The sequence below is a fragment of the Aureibaculum koreense genome (genome assembly GCF_034296135.1).
Lineage (GTDB): Bacteria > Bacteroidota > Bacteroidia > Flavobacteriales > Flavobacteriaceae > Aureibaculum.
Genome location: NZ_JAXKVV010000029.1, coordinates 22794 through 45533 on the forward strand (window position 1 = coordinate 22794; position 22740 = coordinate 45533).

Here is a 22740-nt window from a genome sequence, read left to right on the forward strand (position 1 = left end):
TAATCGTTAAATAGTTTAAGAACAAAAATTTACTAAATGGCCACCTGCCTGCCGCAGGCAGGTTATGGGCTAATTTGTTAAAACATCTTTTACGGATGTTTCATCATCTTTTTTATCAACAATAGACCCAAAATCTTTATCGGTTATTACTCTAAATTCCGCCAAGGATTTATCGTTTTCGTATTTTTTCATTAATCCTTTTAATTCAACCTTTAAATCGGAAATTATATCTGAATATTGTGGATCATTGATAATATTGTTCATTTGTTGCGGGTCTTTTTCTAAATCGTACAATTCCCAAACATCAATATTGTAATAAAAATGTGCTAAGGTATATTTTTGAGTCCTAATGCCGTAATGTGGCTGTACATGATGCCAATATGGAAACTCATAATAGTGGTAATACATAGCTTGTTGCCAATCTTCTGGCGTATTTCCTGCTAGAAGAGGCTTAAAACTTTCACCTTGCATTTTTTGATCCGTTTTAACATTAGCCAGATCCAATAAGGTTGGAGCAAAATCTATGTTGGTAACAATATCTTCGTTAACCGTTTTTGGTTTTACTAATTTAGGATATTTTACAATAAAAGGCATTCGTAAAGATTCTTCGTAAATAAAACGTTTGTCAAAAAAACCGTGATCCCCCAAATAAAACCCTTGGTCTGAAGTTAAAACGATAATCGTATTTTCTGCTAACCCATTTTTGTCTAAATAATCTAAGACCCTTCCAATGTTATCATCAACTGATTTTACACAAGCCAAATAGTCTTTAATATAGGTTTGGTAACGCCATTTTTTTCCCTCTTCTCTGCTCATGCCATCTAGTTGCACAATTTCCCCTTTTTTAGCACCATAAAATGCCCAAGCAATTTTTTCTTTGCCTTTTAAGTTTTCAGGTTCTTTGTATTTCATGTCTCTGCGAGAAAAGTAATCCATTGTCATTTCTGTATCTCCAGCGGTTTTTTCTCTCCCTTTATAATCATCATCAAAAGTAGCGGGATAGGGCATTTCAATATCTTCCCATAATTGTTTGTACTTGGTATCTGGTTGCCAAGGCCTGTGTGGTGCTTTATATTGTAAAACCATCATAAAAGGAGCATCTTGTTTTCTGCCCTTTTCTAACCAATTCATGGCAAAATCCGTACTTAAATTGGTAGCATATCCTTTTTCTTTTACATCTTCTCCATTTTCGTTGTACATAGGATCCCAATAATGACCTTGTTGCCCAGCAGAATTATGATATTTGAATTCATCAAAACCTTGAGGTTCTGTTCCTAAATGCCATTTACCGAAAAGTGAAGTTTGATACCCGTTTTTCTGGAATTCTTGTGGAAATGTCCATTGAGTTTCATCAAATTTACCACCACTTTCGTTTTTGTAATAGCCATTTTTATTACTGTAATTTCCAGTTAAAATAGCAGCACGGCTAGGTCCACAAATTGCATTGGTACACAACGCATCTTTAAACAACATGCCTTCATCTGCAAGTCTATCAATATTAGGGGTAGGGGCAATGTCTTTGTAAATTCCCCCATACGCACTAATGGCTTGTGTGGTTAAATCATCTGCCATAATGTAGATGATATTGGGCTGAATGGTATCAGTAACTTTTGTGTCGTTTGAGGTTTGACCTTTGCTTGTTTCCTTACAAGAAGTCATCATCAATAATCCAACAACCACTAGTTTTATAGTATTTAACATATTATTTGTTTTTTTCTATTACAATGGCTTCTGCGACCATAATTTTTGTTTTCTTTAAATCTTTATCGGAAGAAGAGTTACCTGTCATGATTATAAATTCTCCAGCTTCAACCACAAAGTTGTAATCCTTGTCGTACATGGCTAAGCTTTCCACATTAATGGGAATACTTACCTTTTGTGTTTCACCCGCTTTAACTAATACCCTTTTGTAACCTTTAAGTTCCTTCACAGGTCGTGTAAATGAACTTCTATTGTCTCTAATGTATAATTGCACAACTTCTTCGCCATCTACTTTACTTGTGTTTTTTACGGTAACTTCAACATTAATTGTATCGTCAATTCCTGTAAAATCAGTTTTTGAAACTTTAGGTTCGGACAACTCAAATTTTGAATAGCTCAATCCGAATCCGAAAGGATGCAACGGCACTTTCTTTTCGGTATTATATTTATGAATATAAGCCGTTGGTTTGTGGTTGTAAACCATTTGTAATTGACCAACACTACGTGGAATTGTCAACGGTAATTTACCCGAAGGATTTACTTTTCCGAAAAGAATCTCAGCGGTTGCTTGACCAGCAAATGCACCACTTTCCCAAGTGTTTACAACAGCCGCGGCACGTTGTTCTAACCAAGGCTCCGCTATTGGGCTTCCGCTGACGTACACCACAATTACAGGTTTGCCTAAATCTAAAATTTTATTGGCTAGTTTCATTTGATTGCCCGACAAAGCCAGTGTTGCTCTGTCCACATTTTCGCCAGTAGTTTTTCTGCCCCAATCGTGCCTAAAAGAATTTTCGCCCAACACCAACACGGTAATATCCGCTTGTTTGGCTTGTTGTGCCGCTTTATCAATATTGGCATCCGTAATTTCTTTAGAACGATCACCAGAATCAAAGTAATTAACTTTATAACCATTTGCTTCTCCAATAGCCATTATACCTTCAACCATTGTAACTATATTTTCTTCTGGTTGTGGAGAAACCCAATCGCCCAACGTGGTTTGATTGTTGGCATTTGGTCCGGTAATGAATATGGTTTTGCCTTTACCGTTTTCGTCCAATGGCAAAAAGTTTTGTTTATTTTTTTGAAGTACAATGGATTTTCGAGCTTGCTCTAAAGCGTTTTGTTGATGAGTCTTAGAAAAATTTACTTCTTTAGCTTTTTCAACATCTACAAAAGGATTTTCGAACAAACCCATTTTAAATTTTGCTTCTAAAATTTTACGACAAGCATAATTTACACGAGCTTCATCCACTTTACCTTCATTGACCAATTCAATTAAGAGTTTGTCGAAAATGGGACCGTGCATGTTCATATCCATACCTGCGTTTACAGAAAACTCAATAGCTTGTTTAAAATCTTTGGCTACATGGTGCCAGATATCAATTCTAGAAACATCGTTCCAATCACTAACATAAAACCCTTCAAAACCCCATCGATCACGCATCAGATCGTTCATCATAAATTTGTCCATGTGACCGGGCATACCCGCCACTTCGTTATGGGCTGCCATTATTGAATATACATTCGCTTCTTTTACCGCCCTGCGATACGGAGGTAAGAAAATTTCAAACAACGTACGTTTTGAAACGTCGGTTGGTGAAGCATTCAATCCGTTAATAGAAGAACTTCCAGCAATTAAGTGTTTTGCACAAGCAATAACATCTTCTGTACCTGAAAAATCATCTGATTGCAACCCTGTAATAGTCGCTATACCCATATTTCCTACCAAATAAGGATCTTCACCATAGGTTTCACCTGTACGTCCCCAACGTGGATCACGCAATACATCTATATTTGGTGTAAACGACCAGTGCATGCCATTCGCTCTCATTTCAAGTGCCGTTTGACGACTTCCTTCCTTAATCAAAGCATCATCAAAAGTTGCTGCTTGACTAATAGGAGAGGGGTAAATAGTAGAACCACTTACCAATCCGTTACCATGAATAGCATCAATACCTATCAACAAAGGGATTTTTAATGGCGATTGCTGTGCCAATTTTTGTAGCTCGTTCGCTTCTTCTGGTGTTACAACATGTAAAAAAGAACCTATTTTTCCAGCAGCAGCAAGTCTGCCAACACTATCGCTTAACATTCCTGGATAAAAACCTAAAGCATCGTTTTTCTCAAGTTCTTCTGGAGAAATTTTTGCTTCTGCATGTCTCATATGTTCCAACCCTACGTATTGACACATTTGATATACCTTATCCTCCAAGGTCATCCGTGACATTAGGTCAGAAACTCTTTCATCTACTGGAGCTGATGCGTCTAAATATTTTGGATTGTTAGTATCAGATTTTTGGTTTTGTGAACACATCACAAGATTAAATGATAATAAAAAAACAAATAAAAATATTGAGACACTTTTTTTGCTTGGCCAGTTTTTAATCTTTGTCATTTATTAAATGCTATTCGTTAATTAAATTATTTCCTGATATTTCTGCCAAAGGAATGGGAAATTTAATTTCAGTTTCAATATTTTCAAAAATAAAATCTCTGTTCCCTTCTGATTTATAAAATTCAACAGCATTGTTATGATGGGCTATTTGTTCTTGAAAACGTCCCAAGCCACGTCTTCTCATATCAAACCATTCATGACCTTCGCCATTTAACTCGTACTCACGTTCTTTCATGATACGTTCTCTAAATGTATCTTTATCTGGAACATTTGTAGCATCCCAATCAGCAGGTTGTGCGTTAACACCAGTACTGGTTGTCCTTGCTCTGAGCAAGACTCGGTTAACAAAAGGGTAAGCTGTTTCTGGACCATTTATCTCATTTTCTACTTCAGCTCTTAGCAATAATATATCTGCATATCTAAGTAGTATAAAATTATTTGTTGTCGTGGTACCGTCATACGTTTGGTCCTTGTATTTTTTTAAATGTGCGTAAGCGTTGTTTCCTTTATTTTGCAAAGGAAATAACTTTACTGTATTTCCATTATTGGTTCTTTCATAAGAATTAAAAATAAAGGTTTCGTTAATTCTAGGGTCAGCAACAGCTTCGTCTAAAACAATCTCGTCAGATCCCTTTCCGGCAGAAATAAAATCAACTCCCGTATAATCTGCACCAGAATATTGAATAACATGGTCGCTAAACATTTCTTTGTTTGGTCTTATTCTACCAAAGGAAGTAGTTCCGTTAGCAATAATAGGGTGATTTGAAGGGACCACATCTCTCATTATGTCATTAGTTCTTACCGCACCGGTATGACCATATTGCAGTTCAAAAATTGACTCGGAAGTATTTCTGCTATTTTCTTTAAAAAGATCTGCAAATGTATTGGTTAAAGAATATCCGCCGTTATTAATAACATAATCCAATTCTGTTTTTGCTTCTTCCCAAAAATCTGTAATAGTAGCTGTCGTTATTTCAGATTCTGTTACCGGATTGAAACCCGGAAAATTGCTTGTTGCACTATTGCGACCAGCTAAGGTTATATACACTTTTGCTAAATAGGCATTAGCAGCATATTTTAAAGGTCTTCCGCTAATGTACTCACCTCTGTCCGGTAATAGGTTTGCAGCTTTCTTTAAATCTTCTATTATAAGATTGAATAGTTGTTCTTTAGTACTTTTTGCTATGTGGATATCATCTTTTGTTGTAGGTGCTAATCTTATGGGTACTTCTTCGAACATACGGACCAAATCAAAATAAACAACCCCTCTTAAAAAGTGAGCCTGACCCAAACTGGTAGATTCATTAGCCAATCCACTACCTTCTACATTTACAATAACCGTATTTATTTGATTGATGGTTTGCCACATACCACGCCATAATTTATCTAAATTTACATTGGTATTTGTTACATCTAAGCGGTTAGCATCATTATTTGCACCCTGTTTTGATTGGTATTTTCCAGAATGCGGCCATAATAACAAACGCATTCTTGCTCCATAATAATCGTAACCTTGTAATTGCGAGTACATACCGTTTACCGCGGTTTCTACACCATCTTCGGTAGAGAATACTTGAATTTCAGAAAATTTATTTTGGGGTATATCAATTAATTGTTCATCACAACCGGTAAAAAACACTGTTACCAATACCAGTAATCCTATTATTTTATTTCTATTTTTCATTGTATATTTTTTAAAATGTAACATTTAAACCAACCGTGAAAGATTTTTGATTAGGAAAAGAACCCCAATCGATTCCAGTACGAGTTGGATCGTAAGCAAAACTATTTACTTCTGGATCGAAGCCAGAATAATCCGTCAATAACCATAAATTTTGTCCTGATACGGATAGCTTAACACTATCAAAAAAATTGGTACCCTTTACAGGTATATCATATCCTAAAGTAACATAACTCAATCTTAAAAAACTACCATCTTCAACGGCTCTATCATTAAATTCTGTTGTATAATTGGTGCCATATCCTCCAACGCCAACATTTGGATAGTTACCATCAGGATTACTTGTAGCATTGAAAGCATCTTCATACGCTATGGCTCTAATATTTTTTTGAGTGTTGTTGGCATAGCCAGTCTCAAATATATTGCCATTGGCGATGTCATTACCATAAACTCCATTGAACATAAGGCTTAATGATAAATTTCCATAATCAAAAGACGAACCAAAACCAAAAGTAAAATCTGGGTTAGGGTTTCCGATTATTGTTTTGTCGGCATCAGTTATGTCACCATCACCATTTTGATCGACAAAGAACACATCTCCAACGCTTAAATCAGTTCCTTTATATTTTAACGGATCACCTGAAGGTGTACTTGTCAATTGCCCGTCATTTCTTATAATACCATTCGTTTCCAAACCATAAAACAATCCTGCTTCCCTACCTTTAATAAAGATGTTAGCAGGTTGTTTAAAAAATGTTCCTCCTGATACCTGAGTACCGGTAAAAGCGGTTTGTTGGCCTAACGCACCAAATTCGGCCGGTAGCACATCACCCAAGTCGCGAATATTATTTCTATTGAAAGATACGTTACCGAACACGTTCCAACGTACCTTTTCTTTGCTTATGATATCACCGTTCAAAGAAAATTCCAAACCTTTGTTTTCTATATCCCCTTGATTGGCTGTGATAAAATCAAAACCAGCTGTAGGGCCTAGTGCTACATTTAAAAGTAAATCAGAACTCGTTTTATAATATGCATCTACAGTTCCTGTTAATCTACTGTTGAAAAAGCCAAAATCGATACCACCATTGTATTGTATTGATGTTTCCCATTTTAAATCAGGATTGGCTAAATTTAATGGAACTACTGCAATTAAGTTACCACCGCTGGCATCTGCCAAAGCGGCTTCTGTTGCACCAAACGGTGTTAAATAACTGTAAGGAGGTATATTTTGATTACCAACCTCACCATATCCTAATCTTATTTTTAAATCAGAAATGGTTTTACTATCGCGTAAAAAAGATTCTTCCTTCACTTTCCATGCAAATGAGAATGCAGGAAAATACCCCCATTGGTTTCCTTTAGAAAACTTACTACTGCCATCAGCTCTAAACGTGCCTGTAAATAAATACCTGTTATATAGTGTGTAATTCATACGGGCAATAAACGATACAATTGTTGGAAATTCACTGTCAATAACCAATGGTGTGTTTATAGCTCCAAAAGAGATTCCATCAGCTCTTAATGACTTGTCTGCAAAATCTGCTGCTGAATATCTAGTTGTTTTAATACTTGTTTTGTCATATAATGCACCTATCGTAGCATTGATTCTACTGTTTTTATTAAATCTTTTTTTGAACATTAAAGTGTTGTCAATATTATAGCGGAATCTATTTAATGTACCTAAACCTGCAAGTCCGTTAGGGTTTTTACCTTTTAACAAGGCGTTTCCGTACCAAAAGCTCCTCTCTTTTTTCCTATAATCACCACCAAAACGCAACCTATAAGTAAAGGCTTTAGAAATTTTATAGTCCATATTTAAAGAACCTAATAGACGGATTTCTTGAGCGTCATCGTCGTAATCACTTGTCCAAGCTCTTGGACCATCTATACTTTCATCAACATCATCAGCATCTTGATTGTTCTCTGCAAAATTTACTATAGGTGCTGCTAGTATTACTTGACGCACCATACTATTATTTGCACCTCCATTTTCATCGGTTCCTTTTGACGAGTTAAGTTCCGTATATGTCGCCGCAATTTTAGTACTTATATTAACCCTATCGGTTAAATCTTGATTCACTTTTAAATTAAAATCAACCGATTTTGCCAAAGCATTGGGGAAAGTTCCCTGATTGCTTACCGTACCACCGGAAATATAATAATTGCCATTTTCTCCGCCACCAGAAACCGATAATCTGTTTTTTTGTATGATTGAGTTTCTATATGTATCATCTGCCCAATTAATTCCGGTAATTTCAACAGGGTCATCTCCAGTAGTAAAAATAGTACCGTTACTATTAATGTTGTAGGCTAAATCTTGCCCTAAAGCTGAACGCATATCATTTTGATAATTTGCATATCCCTCAGTATCTAGCACTTCTATATTTCTCGTTACGCTTCCAGTACTTAATGAAGTAGTAAAATTAAATTTAGCTTTACCTTTTATCCCTCTTTTAGTTGTTACGATAATAACACCGTTTGCGGCTCTAGAACCATATATGGCAGTGGCTGAAGCATCTTTTAAAATTTCAATACTTTCAATATCAGAAGGGCTAATGCCAGATATTCCTCCGCCTTGTGGTGGTGTGTAGCCTGATAACGGGTTGGTAGTATCTTCGGTTGCCGAATCCATTATAATCCCATCAACAACATATAACGGCTCAGAATTAGAAGTAAGACTGCTTAATCCCCTAATTTTAATAGATGCAGATGCACCGGGTTCAGCACCGTTGCTACTTACTTGCACACCAGCAGACCTTCCTTTTATTACATCTTCAATTCCTCTTGATTGTTCTACAGCTTCTTCAGTTGGTTTAATAGATGTTACAGCACCAGTTAAATCTTTCTTATTAACCGTGCCATATCCAATAACTACCACCTCATTTAGCTGTTGTGCATCTTCAGATAAGCTTACATTAATTGTTGTTTTATCGCCTACAGCAATTTCTTGCGAATCGTATCCGATAAAACTGAAAATAAGTGTTGATTGTTCTCCTTTTAAGGTAATGGAATAATTTCCATCAAAATCTGTAACCACACCATTTGTAGTACCTTTTTCAACAACAGATGCTCCTGGCAAAGCCATACCGTCTTTGTCGGTTACTACTCCTGTTATTGATTGTTGGGCCATTACCATGGCAGGAAATAATAAAATAACCAGTAGTTTAAATAAATTTTTTTTCATCTCTTTATATAATTTGAGTTTGGTTCAAAACTATGAACTAAATATAATTTTAAGGTTCTATTTAAATCTAATAGGGTATATTTATTGTCAAAGTACCGTAAATGTTATATTCTTTTGAATTAGATCAGGTTATTGTAAACTTTCTAAAAAACTACTCGGCGTAGTTCCATAAAACTTTTTAAAGGAAGTGCTAAAGTATTTTGGGTTTGAAAAACCTGCATGGTATGCCACTTCTTTAATATTTGCATTTCCTTTTATTAACAATTCTTTAGAATATTTAAGTCGGGTATGAATAATAAAATCTTGGGGAGACAAATCTATTAGATTCTTTAATTTCATATAAAGCGATGTTCTGCTCATACCTATAAAATCGCATAAATCGTGTACGGAAAAGTCCGTATTGCTTATTTTTTCCAGTAAGAACGTTTCCAATTTTGTAATAAACTCCTGATCTTTAATATTACGATATTTTACCGCGGCGTCTTTATCAGATTCATTTACATATTTTTCTCTTAGCTTGTATTGCCAGTTGAGCGTATTGGCAATTTTTGCCAATAGCAGGTTTATATCTACAGGTTTTTCGATGTATTCGGTTACACCACTTTCTATACTTTCCAGTTTTTGATCATAATTATTTAACACAGAAAGCATAAATATGGGAATATGATTTAGGTTTATATCATCGTTTAATATTCTGCTCATGGCCATACCGTCCATTTCTGGCATAATAAGATCGGTAAGTATAAGATCGGGGAAAAATTCTGCCGCTTTCTTTAAACCTTCCTTCCCATTTGCGGCATCAAATACTTGAAAGTAAGTGCTAAGGCTATTAACCAATAATGTTCTAAGCTCATCATTATCCTCAACAACTAAAATTTTGGCATCGCTAAACTCTTCAATATTCGTTTGTTCGTGAATAGTTAAATTTGATTGTTCTTTGGAATTTAGCACAGCGGATTTCTTATAGAATTTTTCTTGATTTTTTAAGACTACCGTAAATGTAGTACCCGCATTTTCTTTACTTTCAAATTGGATGGTGCCATCATATTTTTCGATCAGTTTTTTTACCATAATCAAACCTAGTCCAGTACCGGGTTGTTGACTGTTGATTACATTTCTGGCCCTGTAAAATCTCTTTAGGATAAATTTTTGTTGATCTTTAGGGATACCAATTCCGTTATCAATAATTTTGATTTGTAATTCCCCTTTTGAAGTTTCTAACAAATGGATAGCAATTTTTCCACACTCGGGCGTATATTTAATAGCATTGGTAATTAAGTTGTACAGTATTTTACTAAGTGCTTCCTTATCAAAATAAAATACCTCTTTATGCCATTGGTTATCTACGGTAATTTCTAATTTTTTTTCGGTTAATAAGGGTTTAAAGTTATTTACGGCCTCGGTAATATACGTTTCCATATCCAATTTGGTAATGGTTTCAAAAAGATTGTTATTTGAGGTTGCTTTGTGAAAATTCAACATTTGATCAAACAAGGTGTTCAATCTTTTTATGGTCTTTTTGGCTTGTTTGCTGGCTACGTTTTCATTGTCGTCAGACTTAGAAATATTATCTAAAGATGATAAAAGTATGGATAACGGCGTTCTAATTTCGTGCGTTAAATTGTTGAACAAATTAATTTGTTCTTCGGCGTTTCTCTTATTTACGATTACCCTCGTTAAAAGCACAATAAAAAGAATAGCCAATATGCCCAGCACCACATAACCGAAATAGGCTAGATTGGTTCGCCACCAAGGAGACATTACATGGATGGCCAATTGCCTTTCTTTACTCCAATCACCATTTCGGTTTGCCGCCTTAACCTTAAAAATATAATCACCGGGAGCCAAATTGGTATAGTTTACGTCGTTTTTCTTTGTTGGTTGGGACCAACTTTCATCAAAGCCCTCCAGTTTATAAATGTAGCGAATTTTTGAAGGGGAACTTTGCAGTACCCCTGCAAAACTAAGTGCCAATGAGTTTTCGCCATATTTTAAGTTCAGTTTGTCAATGGTATTTATATGTTCTGATAATGGGGCTTCTCCAGGCTCTAATTTTTTGTTGAACAAACTGAAATCTTCAAAAATTACTTTGGGGATTCTATTTTTATCCTTGACTTCATAAGGATTAAACAGGCTTAAGCCATCCGTACCGCCAAAAATAAATAAGCTGTCATTTAATTTTGCATAGCTGCCATAATTGTATTCGGTACTGGCCAAACCATCACTTTTGTCAAAAATACTGATAATAGTGTCTTTGGCGTTCATTTTAATATGTACCAAGCCTTTGGTTGTACTTGCCCATAGCTCATCATTATGTGCTATAACACCTTGAACAATGTCAGAGGGTAATCCTGATGCTACACTTAATAACTTGACGGTGTCCTTTTGAGCGTTGTAAAACACAATTCCACTACCATTTGTTGCTAAAATTAGACTTTTATCGGGTTTTTCAATAACCGTATTGATAGTAAAATAGTTGATATTATTGCGTGAAAAGGAGCGTTCCCCCAATACCTCAAGTTTACGATCACTTAAATTAATTCTGCTGACGCCATTTCTTCCGCCCAATAAAATAGCACCTGAAACGGATTCGGTTATTGATTTTATTTCTTTTATGGGATAGGTTTGAATGGTTCCGTTAGGTCTTATTTCGGACAGTTCACCGTCTGTACCGCCCAGCCAAATATTATTTTTGGAGTCCTTGAAAATAGCATATACTTTATTTAACCCTATTTTTTTAGGGGTGTCCGTAGCATATCTTGTAATTGAAAAATCGTTAATATTGACTTTATAAGCACCGTTATTGTAAGTGCCCACCCACATATAATCGCCATCGCTTTCCAAGGCCAATATAATTTCATCGTTTTCGCTGGAATGTTTCCAAGTGTTTTGGTCTCTATTCCAGATGCTTACGCCCCTTTTGGTACCGAACCAAATGTTATTGTTTTTATCTTTTTCTATGGCACGCGTAAAATTGTTTATGATACTGTTTTTATCATTTGGTGCATGTTTAATTTTTTGAAAAACCAATTTGTTTTCGTCTAGATAATTAATACCGCCACCGTAGGTTGCCACCCAAATAATATCTTCTTTATCGATTAAAATGTCATAAACACCGTTACTTGAAAGCGAATTGTAATTATCTTCATTATGAAAAAAATGATTGATGAGCTTAAAATCCCTATCTAAATAAAAAATGCCCGCACCGTCTGCACCAATGTAAAGCGTATTGTTTTTCCCTAAAGTGATATCACGAATAGCAAAATTTTCGTGTTGCCCATTTAATTTTATATTTTCAAAATCGGAAAATTTTAAGTCAGATTTAAGGAGACCACTGTTCATAGTACCAATTAAAAACGCATCGTTATATGCACATAAACTGATGATGTTGTCATCTTTTAAATAACCCGATTTTCTGATAGGAAATTTTGGTTTCGCATCGAATACATAAAGTCCGGTTGTTGTACCGAGCAATATTTCGTTTTTATAGAATAAAATATCTTGAATGTGCAGTTTGTTCGCAAACCGCTTAAAACCATTGTTGTTTTGATGAGTTTTGTTATAAATCCAACAACCGTTAAAAGATGCAATTAAAATATTACCTTTATTGTCTTCGGTAATGTTTTTTATTAGGGTGGGTTTTATATCAGAATCAGGATTTATATATTTGAAGCTATCTAATTCGGGGTTATAAAGGCAAATACCAACCTCGGTGCCTATCCAAACGCGGTTTTTACTATCCACAAAAACAGCTGAGATACGATTGCCAACTTCTTTTGGCAATCCGTTATATTTACTGTAAACCACAGATTGACTGGCATTATATTTAATTAAGCCTTCTTCTGTAGCCATCCAAATGTTACCAATACTATCTTGCTGAACGGCATAAGTTATGCTTTGCGAAACACCGTTTTCGCCCGTTAGTTTTTCAAATTCGTATGTGTTTTGTCCATATATTATAGAGCTACAAAACAGAATAAACAAAAAATAAAAGGGCAATATATATTGTAAAGTTCGCAAAGAATTTTAAAATTTATTTTAACAAAACTAAGTAATTTTAATGCATCAAAGTAGTCTGACAATAATTAAACGTATTTTGACGTGAAATATACTGATTTTAGCTTAAAAATTTAGTTATTCATCAGCTCATATAAAAACCGCCCTCTTAGCAAGTAATAAATAATAAACTATGAACAATCTAATCAACAGTATTTTAAAGAACACCACCTATCTGATGTTTACATTGATGTTTTTAACATCATGTAATTTCAATAAAAAATCAAAACCTTTATTAGCAAATAACGAAATGAAAACTGACAAAAACATTCAAACAGAATACGTATTGAAAAACAAATTTTTAACACTTGTTGTAAAAGCTAAAGGAGCTGAAATGACAAGTTTACGAACTGAAAACAGGGAATACGTTTGGCAGGCCGACCCTGAATTTTGGCCAAGACATGCACCTATTTTGTTTCCGATAGTTGGAAGGTTGGTGGATCATGAATACACATACAACGGTAAAACGTATGCTATGAAGCAACATGGTTTTGCAAGAGATAACGATTTTAAAATGATTGATAGGACGGAAAATAGTATCACTTTTGAGCAAGTGGCTACCGAAAAATCTAAAGAAATTTATCCGTTTGATTTTGTGCTACAAGTAAAATATACCTTATCAGAAAAATCGTTGATTACGAAATACGTTGTAAAAAACCCATTAGAGAATGAAGATTTGTACTTTTCTATTGGTGCACACCCTGCTTTTAACTGCCCGTTTGAAGAGGGACAAGCTAGAAATGAATATGAACTGATTTTTGATAAAGCACTGGCTCCTGAATCTGAAGATAAAACTAAAGGTTTGCGAATAAACAAAACCAATAAAGTCTTTGAAGAAAAGGGAAAAATCACTTTGCACGATTCTATTTTTAACAACGATGCCCTTATCTTTAATCCGAATCCGTTTTCTAAAGTAACCTTTGTGCATAAACTAACCCAGAAAAAATATTTAAGTATTTCCTTTAAAAATTATCCTTATTTGGGAATATGGTCGCCCAATGAAACCTCACCATTTGTATGTATTGAGCCTTGGCACGGAATTACGGACAGTGAAGACCACAACAAAGAGCTAAAAGAAAAAGAAGGTATTATAAAGCTTATGCCAAATAATACCTTCAATTGCGAATTTATCGTTGAGGTGCTTTAATCAATATAATTCCCCATCGGCTTTATCTCTTTTAGATTTCAAGAAATGTTTTATTTCTTTATCAGATTTACAACTTTAGAATCAACTTTTAAAAAGTACAATCCTGAAGATAAATGGTTGAACCCAATTTTATAGCTATTATTACCGTTATCCGTAATGTTATTTTTAAGTTCAATTTTTTGTCCCGTAACGGAATACATTTCAAATCCATTTACGGAATTGCTTGCTGTAATATTTATATGGTCTGAAAAAGGATTTGGATACGCCATGAATTTTGAAGTAACAACATCATCAACTGCTAAACTAGCATTGTATTCATAAGCTCCCAAATCAGGATTGCCAGCTCGGGCAAAACCAAGAAAATCTTCTGAAGGAGCAAAATTTGCATCTGCTTTATCTTTAGCGGGTGAATTAGCTTGTAGGCCAAAGTTGTAACTAGAAGCATCATGGCTTCCGGCATTAACAAATAATGGATTTTTTAACGTGTTCTTGGCATGTGCTACGTCATTGTCTAAAGTCAAGTCTCCATTGATGCCAAAAAGCAAATTATCTGAAATAACCACATTTGTTGTTGCAGCCACTGAAATAGGATAGCCTCCCTAAGCATTATCAATATAAATAATGTTATTTATAAACTTTATATCTGTACTGCCATTGCCAGAGGTACTCATGCCAATATTATTACCTTTTTGGTCATTTGCATAAGTTACGGTATTGGTGTAAGAATTCATATAAGCAGTGTTGTTTATAAAATCCATACGAAGCCCTGTATTGCTGTGTAATCCGCTAAAGCCGTTCCAATAGCACAAATTGTTCGCAATTAAAAAACGACCGTGTTGCCAGCCGGTATCATCGCTTTTATCATTGGGCGTTTCGTTATCATCAATATCATTTCTTTGCAACGATATGCCTTTGCCCTCATCAATACGCGGTGTAATTAGTGTTTTACTTGGTGACCACGAATAAATTTCATTATAATTATGGTGTACCTTATTTTTTAAAATAAAAATTTTATAACCGGTACTGGTGTCTTCCGTACCTTGAATTCCACTATCCGCATTGGTTACCACCAACCCATGTGTGCCAGAATATGATTTTCTGGAGGTGTTGTGTACTTCGTTGCCAATAATATTGATATAATCGCAATCTGAAACCCTAAATCCGTTTCCAGGGGTATGGTGTATAACGTTATTGATTAAATCTATATGATGTACTTTGCTAATATACAATCCACGTGTATCTGTATAAGATGGTCGGCTAACCTTGCCCAATTCTGGAAGACTACCTTCGGTAGAATACAACTGTTCAACTTGTGCGGTGGTAGTTCCTTTTGGAACACGGTATTCAGAATTAGTACTACCGTCTTTCCTAAATAAGAACTGTAATTCCAATGCAGTACTCAAGGGTATTTTTTCAACCTCACCATATATTTCTAAACCTTCAATACGAATATACGAACTATTTGTCGTTCTCAATATATTGGCTCCATCACCTTTTAAAACAGTATTATCATCATAAGATTTTATTGTTATATATTTGTGTTTACTACCGTTTAAATTGTTTATTCTGATAGTGTTTTCTTGATGCCAAATATGCTGATCGTTTATATTTCCTGAAAACAAATAGTTCGATTTATAACTGTTATTGGTGTAAGTGCCCATTATCAATAAAGTATCTCCAGCACTTAAAAAGCCAACGGCATGTTCTACGGTTTTAAAAGGTTTGGAAGGGCTTTCTCCGTTATTCGAATTTATTCCCGATTGTTTGTTAACGTAATAATTTTTTTGAGCAAAACCATTAAAATAGATAGCGACGGTTAGTATTAAAATAATAAGTAATTTTCTTTTCATAAGTTTTTTAATTTTAAGTAAAAATAGTTTTTGGCGATAAATTAGGGGTGCAATAATTAACTTTTAAAGGGCTAATAATTGTCAATAATCATATTTTGCACCAAAAAATCATTACTTTTAAACCTATTCTTAATAAATAAGTCTTAATACTGCACATCATAAATAATTGATTATGGATAAAAGCGTGTTATGGTCTCTTAGGCTGGGATTTTCTTCCAAGCAAGCATCAGTAATAAAAGCAAAGGGATTAGATAATTTCTTAAAAGCTTCGTTCGATTCAAAAGTAAATGAGAATATACCCTCTTTTTTGGATGATGACCCAAAAACGTTAAATGAAATTAAGGCCTACAGAAAAGAGTACAGACATGCTTCTACTCCTGATGATAAAAAAATGCTGCGAAAAAAAGTCCAAAATACCAATGACCTTAAATTGTGGTGGATTGGTAAGATGAAAAAGGATGAATATCCGTTAAGGGAAAAAATGGTTTGTTTTTGGCACAATCATTTTGTTGCTACTGGGCAAAAAGTCAAAATGAACTATTGGATATATCAACATCACATGATTTTGCAAAAAAATGCTTTTGGTAATTTTAAGGAACTCACTAAGCAGATTGTTAAAAGCAATGCAATGGTTAGATATTTGGATAATACAGAGAATAAAAAAGGTAAGATTAATGAAAATTTAAGTCGTGAATTGCTTGAATTATTTACGTTAGGTATTGGTAATTATACTGAAGAGGATATAAAAAACGGTGCAAAAGCTTTGGCTGGATTGGGGTTAGGGGATAAATCTGCCAAATATCGAAAAAATTTAGAGCCCCATGAGGTAATTACCTATTTAGGAAATTCAGGTTATCATAAAGCCGATGATTTGATCGATATTATTTTTGAACAAAAAAATATTCCATTTTTATTGACAAAAAAAATACTGCAATGGTTTATTTATGATAATCCTTCGGATGAACTGGTTCAATATTACGGTAATTATTTTAGGGAAGTAGATTTTGAAATCAAACCATTGCTTCAATATATATTTTTAGAAGAATATAAAAAAGACAAAGCTGGACATAAGATTAAAGATCCATTGATATTTGCAATGCAAATATTGCACGAACTACAATTGCACGAAATTGATTCGGAATTCATCAATTTTTTCTTAAAACAACAAGGTATGGATCTTTTTGAACAGCCCAATGTTAAAGGTTGGGTGGGAGGTGCTTCTTGGTTAACCTCACAAACCTATCTACAACGCAATAAAATTGTGGATTTGGTATGTAACGGAACGAGTCTAACAAAAAGAGGATTTAAAAAATCCGATAAAAATACAATGGATAAAATAGCAGGGATGCAACCAAAAATTAATATATCGCCTCGTGCAACAGATAATAAAAAAATTATTATTGAACTATCTGATAGATTGCTGTTTAGTGTCGGTCCGTCAATGGCAGAAGATATGGAAAAAATACTCAAATACGATTTTGACCCTAAAAGCGAAAACGCCGAAAATGCCATTTTAAGGTTGTTCAATTATATAGCAAAAACACCAGAATTTCAATTGATTTAATTAAGTGTATTATGAATAGAAGAAATTTTTTATCAATAACAGGGACGTTTACCGGAGGCACTTTATTAATGCCGAATTTTTTACATGCTTTTGGTTTGCAACAAGGTACTTCAACAGCTAATCAATGCCTTGTTTTTATTCAATTAAATGGCGGTAACGATGGTCTTAATACGTTTATTCCTTATGATGATCCTTTATATTATGAATTAAGACCTAAAATTGCATTAGCAAAAGATACTATTATAGGTAAAAGTAACGGAATGGGGCTGCACCCTGCATTAGAAGGTTTAGCAGAGATTCAACAAAAGGGTGATTTAAGCATTGTGCAAAATGTGGGGTATCCCAACCCTAATAGATCTCATTTTAGAAGTCAAGAAATTTGGCAAACGGCCTCTGCTTCAAATCAATATTTGAATGATGGATGGTTAGGTCGTTATTTAGATTTGCAATGTAAAGACCATCAGCCCACTGCAGGAATAAATATTGATACTATCGATAATTTAGCGTTGAAAGGCAAAGTGCCTAATTCAATTACCATAAAGAACCCTTACCAATTTAAAACCAGAAAAAATGACTATACAGAAAAAACGTTAACCGATAATCCACAATTGGATTTTGTGATGAAAGTTGCACAAACTGTAACGGAAGGTTCAGAAGAAATTCAAAAAGCAATGGCAAAATCTAAAGAGGATGTTAGTTACCCAAAAACTAAACTTGGCACAAAACTAAAATGGATTGCAAAATTGATAAAAGGAGATTTAAACTCTAAAACGTATTATACCACACATGGAGGTTTTGATACTCACGACAATCAATTACCTATTCATCATAGAAAATTGGACAAATTAGATCAGGCAGTCTTTAGTTTTTACAAAGACTTGAAAAATGCTAATTTATTTGAAAGCACAACAGTCGTTATTTTTTCTGAGTTTGGAAGAAGGGTAAATGATAACGGTAAAGGTACCGATCATGGTAAAGCGGCACCAATGTTTATTATAGGAGGAAACAATGGCAATGGAAAAATTACAGGTAAAAATCCAAACCTATCAAATTTAGATAAGGGCGATTTAATGTATGAGATTGATTTTAGAAGTGTATATGCCAGTTTGTTAAAAAATAAGTTAAATTTCGATCCTACTAAAATTGGAATAACCAATAAGCCGTTGGCTAACTTATTTTAGGCTTTTAATGGTCGGAGGCTATAAATCTGGTCAACACTTTTTGATTTTTTTATTTGTTATCCGATTTGTTGACGATACTATAAATGAACTTAAAGTAAATTGCTTTACTTTCTGACGGTGCAAATATAAACTTTGTTAAGTACTAAACCAACCTAATTTGTAGCAAATTTTATATTAAAATTAGGTTCTACACAAATTCAGTAATGGATAGTATTCATACAATATTTCCGAAAGATAAATTCGTAAAATACTCCCATCAAAAGACTTCGGCATAAAGCAGCCGCCGATGCCACCGCTTATTTATTCCGATTCCTTTTGAGCTGAGATTTTAGCTTCCGTTTAGGCTGTGCTCAAATATTGTTTAATCTTAAAATTTCATAATTATGGAAACAAAAACAAAGTCGAACGGAGCAGCAAAAAAACAAACTGCAACCGTTAAAAAGGAAGTACAAAAGAAACTGACCAATGAGGCTATTGGGAAAACTGTTGTTACAGAAAAGAAGGCAACGGTCGAGAAACCTAGCGTTAACTTGGACGACCGCATACAAAGGTTTGAAAAGTTGAGAGGTCTGGCCACGCAACGTGAACGGTTGACACAAACCTTGAACGAGCTGACCAAGTTCAACTACAATCAAGATGATTCGAGTTCTTTTCACCTAAGAGATTCCCGTAATCTGGAATTCAAGACGACCAACACGAATTTAATCAAGTTGGTAACATCTCACCTACAGTCTACTTTGGAACAACGTAAATTCGAGATTGAAGAGCAGATTGTTCAGTTCGAGCTTTAACGTCAATCTTCTTAAATGTGAAAGCCTGCTCAATAAGAGTAGGTTTTCTTTTTTTATTCATCTTAAAATTTTCAGTTATGTATTTAAACAATTTACAACAGGACGAGATTTTCATTCCATCGGAAATTAAATCATTGCAAAGTATTACCGGAATCCAATCCCGTAGGGGACTTGAAAATGTCATTATATCGAGCGGTAAAGTGGTCAATGTAGTATCAAACAGTTATGGCCATATTTCCAATCAGCTGTTCTTTAAAAAAGCGGAACAACTCTTGGTCGATGCCAAGCTAAATTACCACAAACGCACTATTAACCGTAACGACAGGTCTTTCGTTATCGATTTTATCATCGAGGATAAAAACCAATTTGAGTTGAAAAACAAACAGGACCGGATTTTGCCGATGCTCCGCTTTAAGAACTCTTATGACGGTAGCGAAAAGACTTCTGGTCATTTTGGTTTTTACAGACAGTTATGTTCCAATGGGTTGCACGTATCACAATCCGAGATTGCCTTTTCCATTAGGCATACCAAAAACAGCACGGATTTAATAATGCCGAATTTGAACCGGTTGTTCGATAGGTTTTTGGACAATGAGTATTATGGCATTACTCGAAAATTCAGGGAAATGGAAGCCATAGAAATCATCGACACCAAGGCTTTTGTCAAGGAAATTTTGGAACGCACCAAGTTGTTCCGATATGAATGTAGCGATAAGAATGATGACCCCATCGAAAAAATCCCGTGAGGTAATTGAGCTTATCAACGATGAACCGTTTCCAACGTATTCAAAACCGAATCTATGGGTAGGCTACAATGCCTTTAATTGGATGCTTCACAATACCTTGAAAAAAAGCTTTTCGCAACAGGAAAAGTTGGACAGTAAACTGTTCGATGAAATATATGATATGGTTTAAACTACCATAAAAAAGGTTACTCCAGTACCTTTTAAACTGGAGTTCTAAATTTAGTTTCTGCTTACCATTCCGTTCAGCACTTTACCGCTACATTCCGTTGCTCTGAATTTCGGGCAAAGAGCTTCTCTTAAAAAGTTCTTGAACATCATCCTCGGTTTTGGCTTTCCGTTCCGAAACTTCGGGACTGGAAAGGTTAGCCTGTCCTGAGCGAAGCCGAAGGGCTACATTCCCAAGCCAAAACCGTGAATCAAGTCCGCTTCTAATCGGAAAGTCAAAGCCTCGATTTTCTTAACAGAATTATGGGCAAATCCTTCTTGAGTCTTTACTCGATAATTCCTAAAAACCGAACCTTTGCCTTATACATTTTAAGGGGTTTATAACGGATGAAGCCTTTGTTGTTCTTCGGGACAGCGAAAAACAGGTATGGCATAACCAATTCTAGAACCTGTCTGCCGACAGGCAAGATAAACCCATCTGCTCTGTTCGCTTAACTGTCGGTACGCTCTCGTCACAAATGGCTTTATAAGAATTGCTAATACCATTATGGAACTTGTCAAGACTATACGAGTTTTAGTGAAAAATACGGTTTCTACTTTCTTGAAAATCCAAAGATTTTACTACGTCGCAGATACTCCCGATTTGTTCCCTAAAAGTCTTGACAAAACCCACTTCATCCACTGTGCGGAGCACGAAAGAAATCAAACAAACACCCCTTAAAATTCAATTGAGTTTAGAACATCCCGATAGCTATCGGGAGGGAAATATTAATCTTTTAAATCTTTTATTATGAGTACCATTAAAAATCACGTACAGTTAATCGGAAATGTTGGACAAGAGCCAACCATTACGAACCTTGAAAGCGGTAAGAAAGTAGCCCGATTGTCATTGGCTACCAATGAATACTACAAAAACGGCAAGGGCGAAAAGCAAACGGACACCAATTGGCATGCCGTTGTCGCTTGGGGAAAGACTGCCGAAATCATTGAAAAATATGCAGAAAAAGGTAAAGAAATCGGTGTGGTAGGGAAACTAAAGACCCGTACCTATACCGAGCCAAAAGAAGGCAACCTACGCTATGTTACCGAAGTGGTAGCCGATGAAATCCTTTTGATGGGCAGTAAGTAAAAAATAGGGAGGGCGATGCCATAGGAAGCCTTGCCCTCTTTTCATCCCGATAGCTATCGGGATTAATCTTTAAAGAAAATAACAATGAAATCGAAGATTCACGAATTCCAAAATAAATATTCAACAATGAGTAAAGACAAAGTTAACGAAATACAAATAAGCTATCGAGAAAAGATAGGAACATTAAAATCATCAGCAATGAACAATTCCGAAGATGTGGCAAAATTGCTCTATAAGAATTGGGATAAGGACACCATTGGACTAAAGGAAACCTTTAAAATCCTGTTGTTGAACAATTCCAATAAAGTTAAAGGAGTTTACCCATTATCATTAGGAGGTATTACCGGTACTATGGTCGATTTGCGAATCCTTTTTGCCATTGTACTTAAAACCCTATCCGTGGGCATTATACTAACGCATAACCACCCCTCGGGGAAACTGTTACCGAGCGAGGCTGATAAAAAGCTGACCCGAAAAATCAAAAAAGTCGCACGTCTTTTTGATATTACGGTTCTAGACCATTTGATTATTGCTCCTGACGGTGGCTATTACAGTTTTATGGACAACGGATTGCTATAACCTAAAAGCATATAATTATGGTCTATTTGAATTATAACAATCTCGATGACGAAACGCAGGAACGATTACTTTCTATATCAAAAAAAGAAGTAGAAAACAGGTTTGGGGAGCAATTTAGGAACTATGCCAGGGAACACTTTGTAAATTATCAAACCCTATTGGAAGAAGAAGCGATAAGAAATCTATACAATTATAAGTATGTTTTCAATATCTGAGCATCAAATTAAACCAAATAAGCCCTTTTATTATGAGGGCTTTTTTTTATGTCCAAACCCTTAAATTCCATACCTTTACAGGGTAAGGATAATATATTATTCTTGTGGTCATCACCATTATTTGATTTGACTTTCCTTGATGACCCTATCCATAAAATTACACTATAAAAAGCAACTGACTTTTTTGTCAGGTTGTTTAAAAAATTTTGTCCCTGCGGGACGAATTTGAAGCAAGAGGGTAGCGTGCAGAGCACCGCTACAGATTCATTTTGCTTCGCAAAGCCCTATAAAATGGGAAATTTTAAGAAAAATCAAATTTTGAATAATTTTCGAAATTGGGTCAAATCCCT

16 protein-coding genes are annotated in these 22740 nt (G+C 35.0%); 9 read left to right on the plus strand and 7 right to left on the minus strand.

Annotated elements, in window-relative coordinates:
* Nucleotides 1–69: 69 nt before the first annotated feature.
* The 5 genes from UMM65_RS16270 to UMM65_RS16290 all read right to left on the minus strand — a co-directional run bounded on the left by UMM65_RS16270 (nucleotide 70) and on the right by UMM65_RS16290 (nucleotide 12987).
* Nucleotides 70–1701 carry a sulfatase family protein gene (locus UMM65_RS16270; protein WP_321978072.1) on the minus strand — a complete coding sequence of 544 codons (1632 nt, stop codon included), beginning with the start codon at nucleotides 1699–1701 and terminating at the stop codon, nucleotides 70–72.
* A 1-nt stretch (nucleotide 1702) separates the two neighbouring features.
* Complete coding sequence (locus tag UMM65_RS16275; RefSeq protein ID WP_321978073.1) at nucleotides 1703–4018, minus strand: glycoside hydrolase family 3 N-terminal domain-containing protein; 2316 nt, start codon at nucleotides 4016–4018, stop codon at nucleotides 1703–1705.
* Between the two features lie 91 nt (nucleotides 4019–4109).
* Nucleotides 4110–5783 carry a RagB/SusD family nutrient uptake outer membrane protein gene (locus tag UMM65_RS16280; protein ID WP_321978075.1) on the minus strand — a complete coding sequence of 558 codons (1674 nt, stop codon included), beginning with the start codon at nucleotides 5781–5783 and terminating at the stop codon, nucleotides 4110–4112.
* Nucleotides 5784–5793: 10 nt separating this feature from the next.
* Nucleotides 5794–8967, minus strand: a complete 3174-nt coding sequence (locus tag UMM65_RS16285; RefSeq protein WP_321978077.1) for a SusC/RagA family TonB-linked outer membrane protein — start codon at nucleotides 8965–8967, stop codon at nucleotides 5794–5796.
* Between the two features lie 129 nt (nucleotides 8968–9096).
* Entirely contained in the window at nucleotides 9097–12987 is a 3891-nt protein-coding gene (locus tag UMM65_RS16290) for an ATP-binding protein (RefSeq protein ID WP_321978078.1), read from the minus strand.
* Nucleotides 12988–13156: 169 nt separating this feature from the next.
* On the opposite strand from UMM65_RS16290, the gene UMM65_RS16295 reads away from it, so the two are divergent.
* Complete coding sequence (locus tag UMM65_RS16295) at nucleotides 13157–14170, plus strand: aldose 1-epimerase family protein (RefSeq protein WP_321978079.1); 1014 nt, start codon at nucleotides 13157–13159, stop codon at nucleotides 14168–14170.
* A 50-nt stretch (nucleotides 14171–14220) separates the two neighbouring features.
* Here the strand turns inward: UMM65_RS16295 and UMM65_RS16300 are convergent, their stop codons facing one another.
* Both UMM65_RS16300 and UMM65_RS16305 read right to left on the minus strand, forming a co-directional pair.
* Nucleotides 14221–14751 (minus strand): T9SS type A sorting domain-containing protein, encoded by a 531-nt coding sequence (locus UMM65_RS16300; RefSeq protein WP_321978080.1) that lies wholly within the window; start codon nucleotides 14749–14751, stop codon nucleotides 14221–14223.
* An 18-nt stretch (nucleotides 14752–14769) separates the two neighbouring features.
* Nucleotides 14770–16020 (minus strand): hypothetical protein, encoded by a 1251-nt coding sequence (locus UMM65_RS16305; protein ID WP_321978083.1) that lies wholly within the window; start codon nucleotides 16018–16020, stop codon nucleotides 14770–14772.
* A 172-nt stretch (nucleotides 16021–16192) separates the two neighbouring features.
* On the opposite strand from UMM65_RS16305, the gene UMM65_RS16310 reads away from it, so the two are divergent.
* The 8 genes from UMM65_RS16310 to UMM65_RS16340 all read left to right on the plus strand — a co-directional run bounded on the left by UMM65_RS16310 (nucleotide 16193) and on the right by UMM65_RS16340 (nucleotide 22390).
* Nucleotides 16193–17584: a DUF1800 domain-containing protein gene (locus UMM65_RS16310; RefSeq protein ID WP_321978085.1), complete on the plus strand. Its 1392-nt coding sequence runs from the start codon at nucleotides 16193–16195 to the stop codon at nucleotides 17582–17584.
* 11 nt (nucleotides 17585–17595) lie between these two features.
* Complete coding sequence (locus UMM65_RS16315) at nucleotides 17596–18765, plus strand: DUF1501 domain-containing protein (RefSeq protein WP_321978086.1); 1170 nt, start codon at nucleotides 17596–17598, stop codon at nucleotides 18763–18765.
* Nucleotides 18766–19148: 383 nt separating this feature from the next.
* Nucleotides 19149–19556 carry a hypothetical protein gene (locus tag UMM65_RS16320; RefSeq protein WP_321978088.1) on the plus strand — a complete coding sequence of 136 codons (408 nt, stop codon included), beginning with the start codon at nucleotides 19149–19151 and terminating at the stop codon, nucleotides 19554–19556.
* Nucleotides 19557–19633: 77 nt separating this feature from the next.
* Complete coding sequence (locus UMM65_RS16325; RefSeq protein ID WP_415859569.1) at nucleotides 19634–20302, plus strand: DUF932 domain-containing protein; 669 nt, start codon at nucleotides 19634–19636, stop codon at nucleotides 20300–20302.
* Nucleotides 20256–20471 (plus strand): hypothetical protein, encoded by a 216-nt coding sequence (locus tag UMM65_RS17685; protein WP_415859570.1) that lies wholly within the window; start codon nucleotides 20256–20258, stop codon nucleotides 20469–20471. Before UMM65_RS16325 ends, UMM65_RS17685 begins: the two co-directional genes overlap by 47 nt.
* Nucleotides 20472–21257: 786 nt before the next feature.
* A complete protein-coding gene (locus UMM65_RS16330) occupies nucleotides 21258–21596 on the plus strand; it encodes a single-stranded DNA-binding protein (RefSeq protein ID WP_321978090.1) in 339 nt (112 codons plus the stop codon).
* A 126-nt stretch (nucleotides 21597–21722) separates the two neighbouring features.
* Nucleotides 21723–22175 (plus strand): JAB domain-containing protein, encoded by a 453-nt coding sequence (locus UMM65_RS16335; protein WP_321978091.1) that lies wholly within the window; start codon nucleotides 21723–21725, stop codon nucleotides 22173–22175.
* 17 nt (nucleotides 22176–22192) lie between these two features.
* Nucleotides 22193–22390 carry a hypothetical protein gene (locus tag UMM65_RS16340; RefSeq protein ID WP_321978093.1) on the plus strand — a complete coding sequence of 66 codons (198 nt, stop codon included), beginning with the start codon at nucleotides 22193–22195 and terminating at the stop codon, nucleotides 22388–22390.
* Nucleotides 22391–22740: the final 350 nt, after the last annotated feature.

Coding starts and splice junctions, on each gene's coding strand:
- UMM65_RS16270 (WP_321978072.1), bottom strand. CDS start 1,701: ATGTTAAATACTATAAAACTAGTGGTTGTTGGATTATTGATGATGACT.
- UMM65_RS16275 (WP_321978073.1), bottom strand. CDS start 4,018: ATGTGTTCACAAAACCAAAAATCTGATACTAACAATCCAAAATATTTA.
- UMM65_RS16280 (WP_321978075.1), bottom strand. CDS start 5,783: ATGAAAAATAGAAATAAAATAATAGGATTACTGGTATTGGTAACAGTG.
- UMM65_RS16285 (WP_321978077.1), bottom strand. CDS start 8,967: ATGAAAAAAAATTTATTTAAACTACTGGTTATTTTATTATTTCCTGCC.
- UMM65_RS16295 (WP_321978079.1), top strand. CDS start 13,157: ATGAACAATCTAATCAACAGTATTTTAAAGAACACCACCTATCTGATG.
- UMM65_RS16305 (WP_321978083.1), bottom strand. CDS start 16,020: ATGAAAAGAAAATTACTTATTATTTTAATACTAACCGTCGCTATCTAT.
- UMM65_RS16310 (WP_321978085.1), top strand. CDS start 16,193: ATGGATAAAAGCGTGTTATGGTCTCTTAGGCTGGGATTTTCTTCCAAG.
- UMM65_RS16315 (WP_321978086.1), top strand. CDS start 17,596: ATGAATAGAAGAAATTTTTTATCAATAACAGGGACGTTTACCGGAGGC.
- UMM65_RS16320 (WP_321978088.1), top strand. CDS start 19,149: ATGGAAACAAAAACAAAGTCGAACGGAGCAGCAAAAAAACAAACTGCA.
- UMM65_RS16325 (WP_415859569.1), top strand. CDS start 19,634: ATGTATTTAAACAATTTACAACAGGACGAGATTTTCATTCCATCGGAA.
- UMM65_RS17685 (WP_415859570.1), top strand. CDS start 20,256: ATGAATGTAGCGATAAGAATGATGACCCCATCGAAAAAATCCCGTGAG.
- UMM65_RS16330 (WP_321978090.1), top strand. CDS start 21,258: ATGAGTACCATTAAAAATCACGTACAGTTAATCGGAAATGTTGGACAA.
- UMM65_RS16335 (WP_321978091.1), top strand. CDS start 21,723: ATGAGTAAAGACAAAGTTAACGAAATACAAATAAGCTATCGAGAAAAG.
- UMM65_RS16340 (WP_321978093.1), top strand. CDS start 22,193: ATGGTCTATTTGAATTATAACAATCTCGATGACGAAACGCAGGAACGA.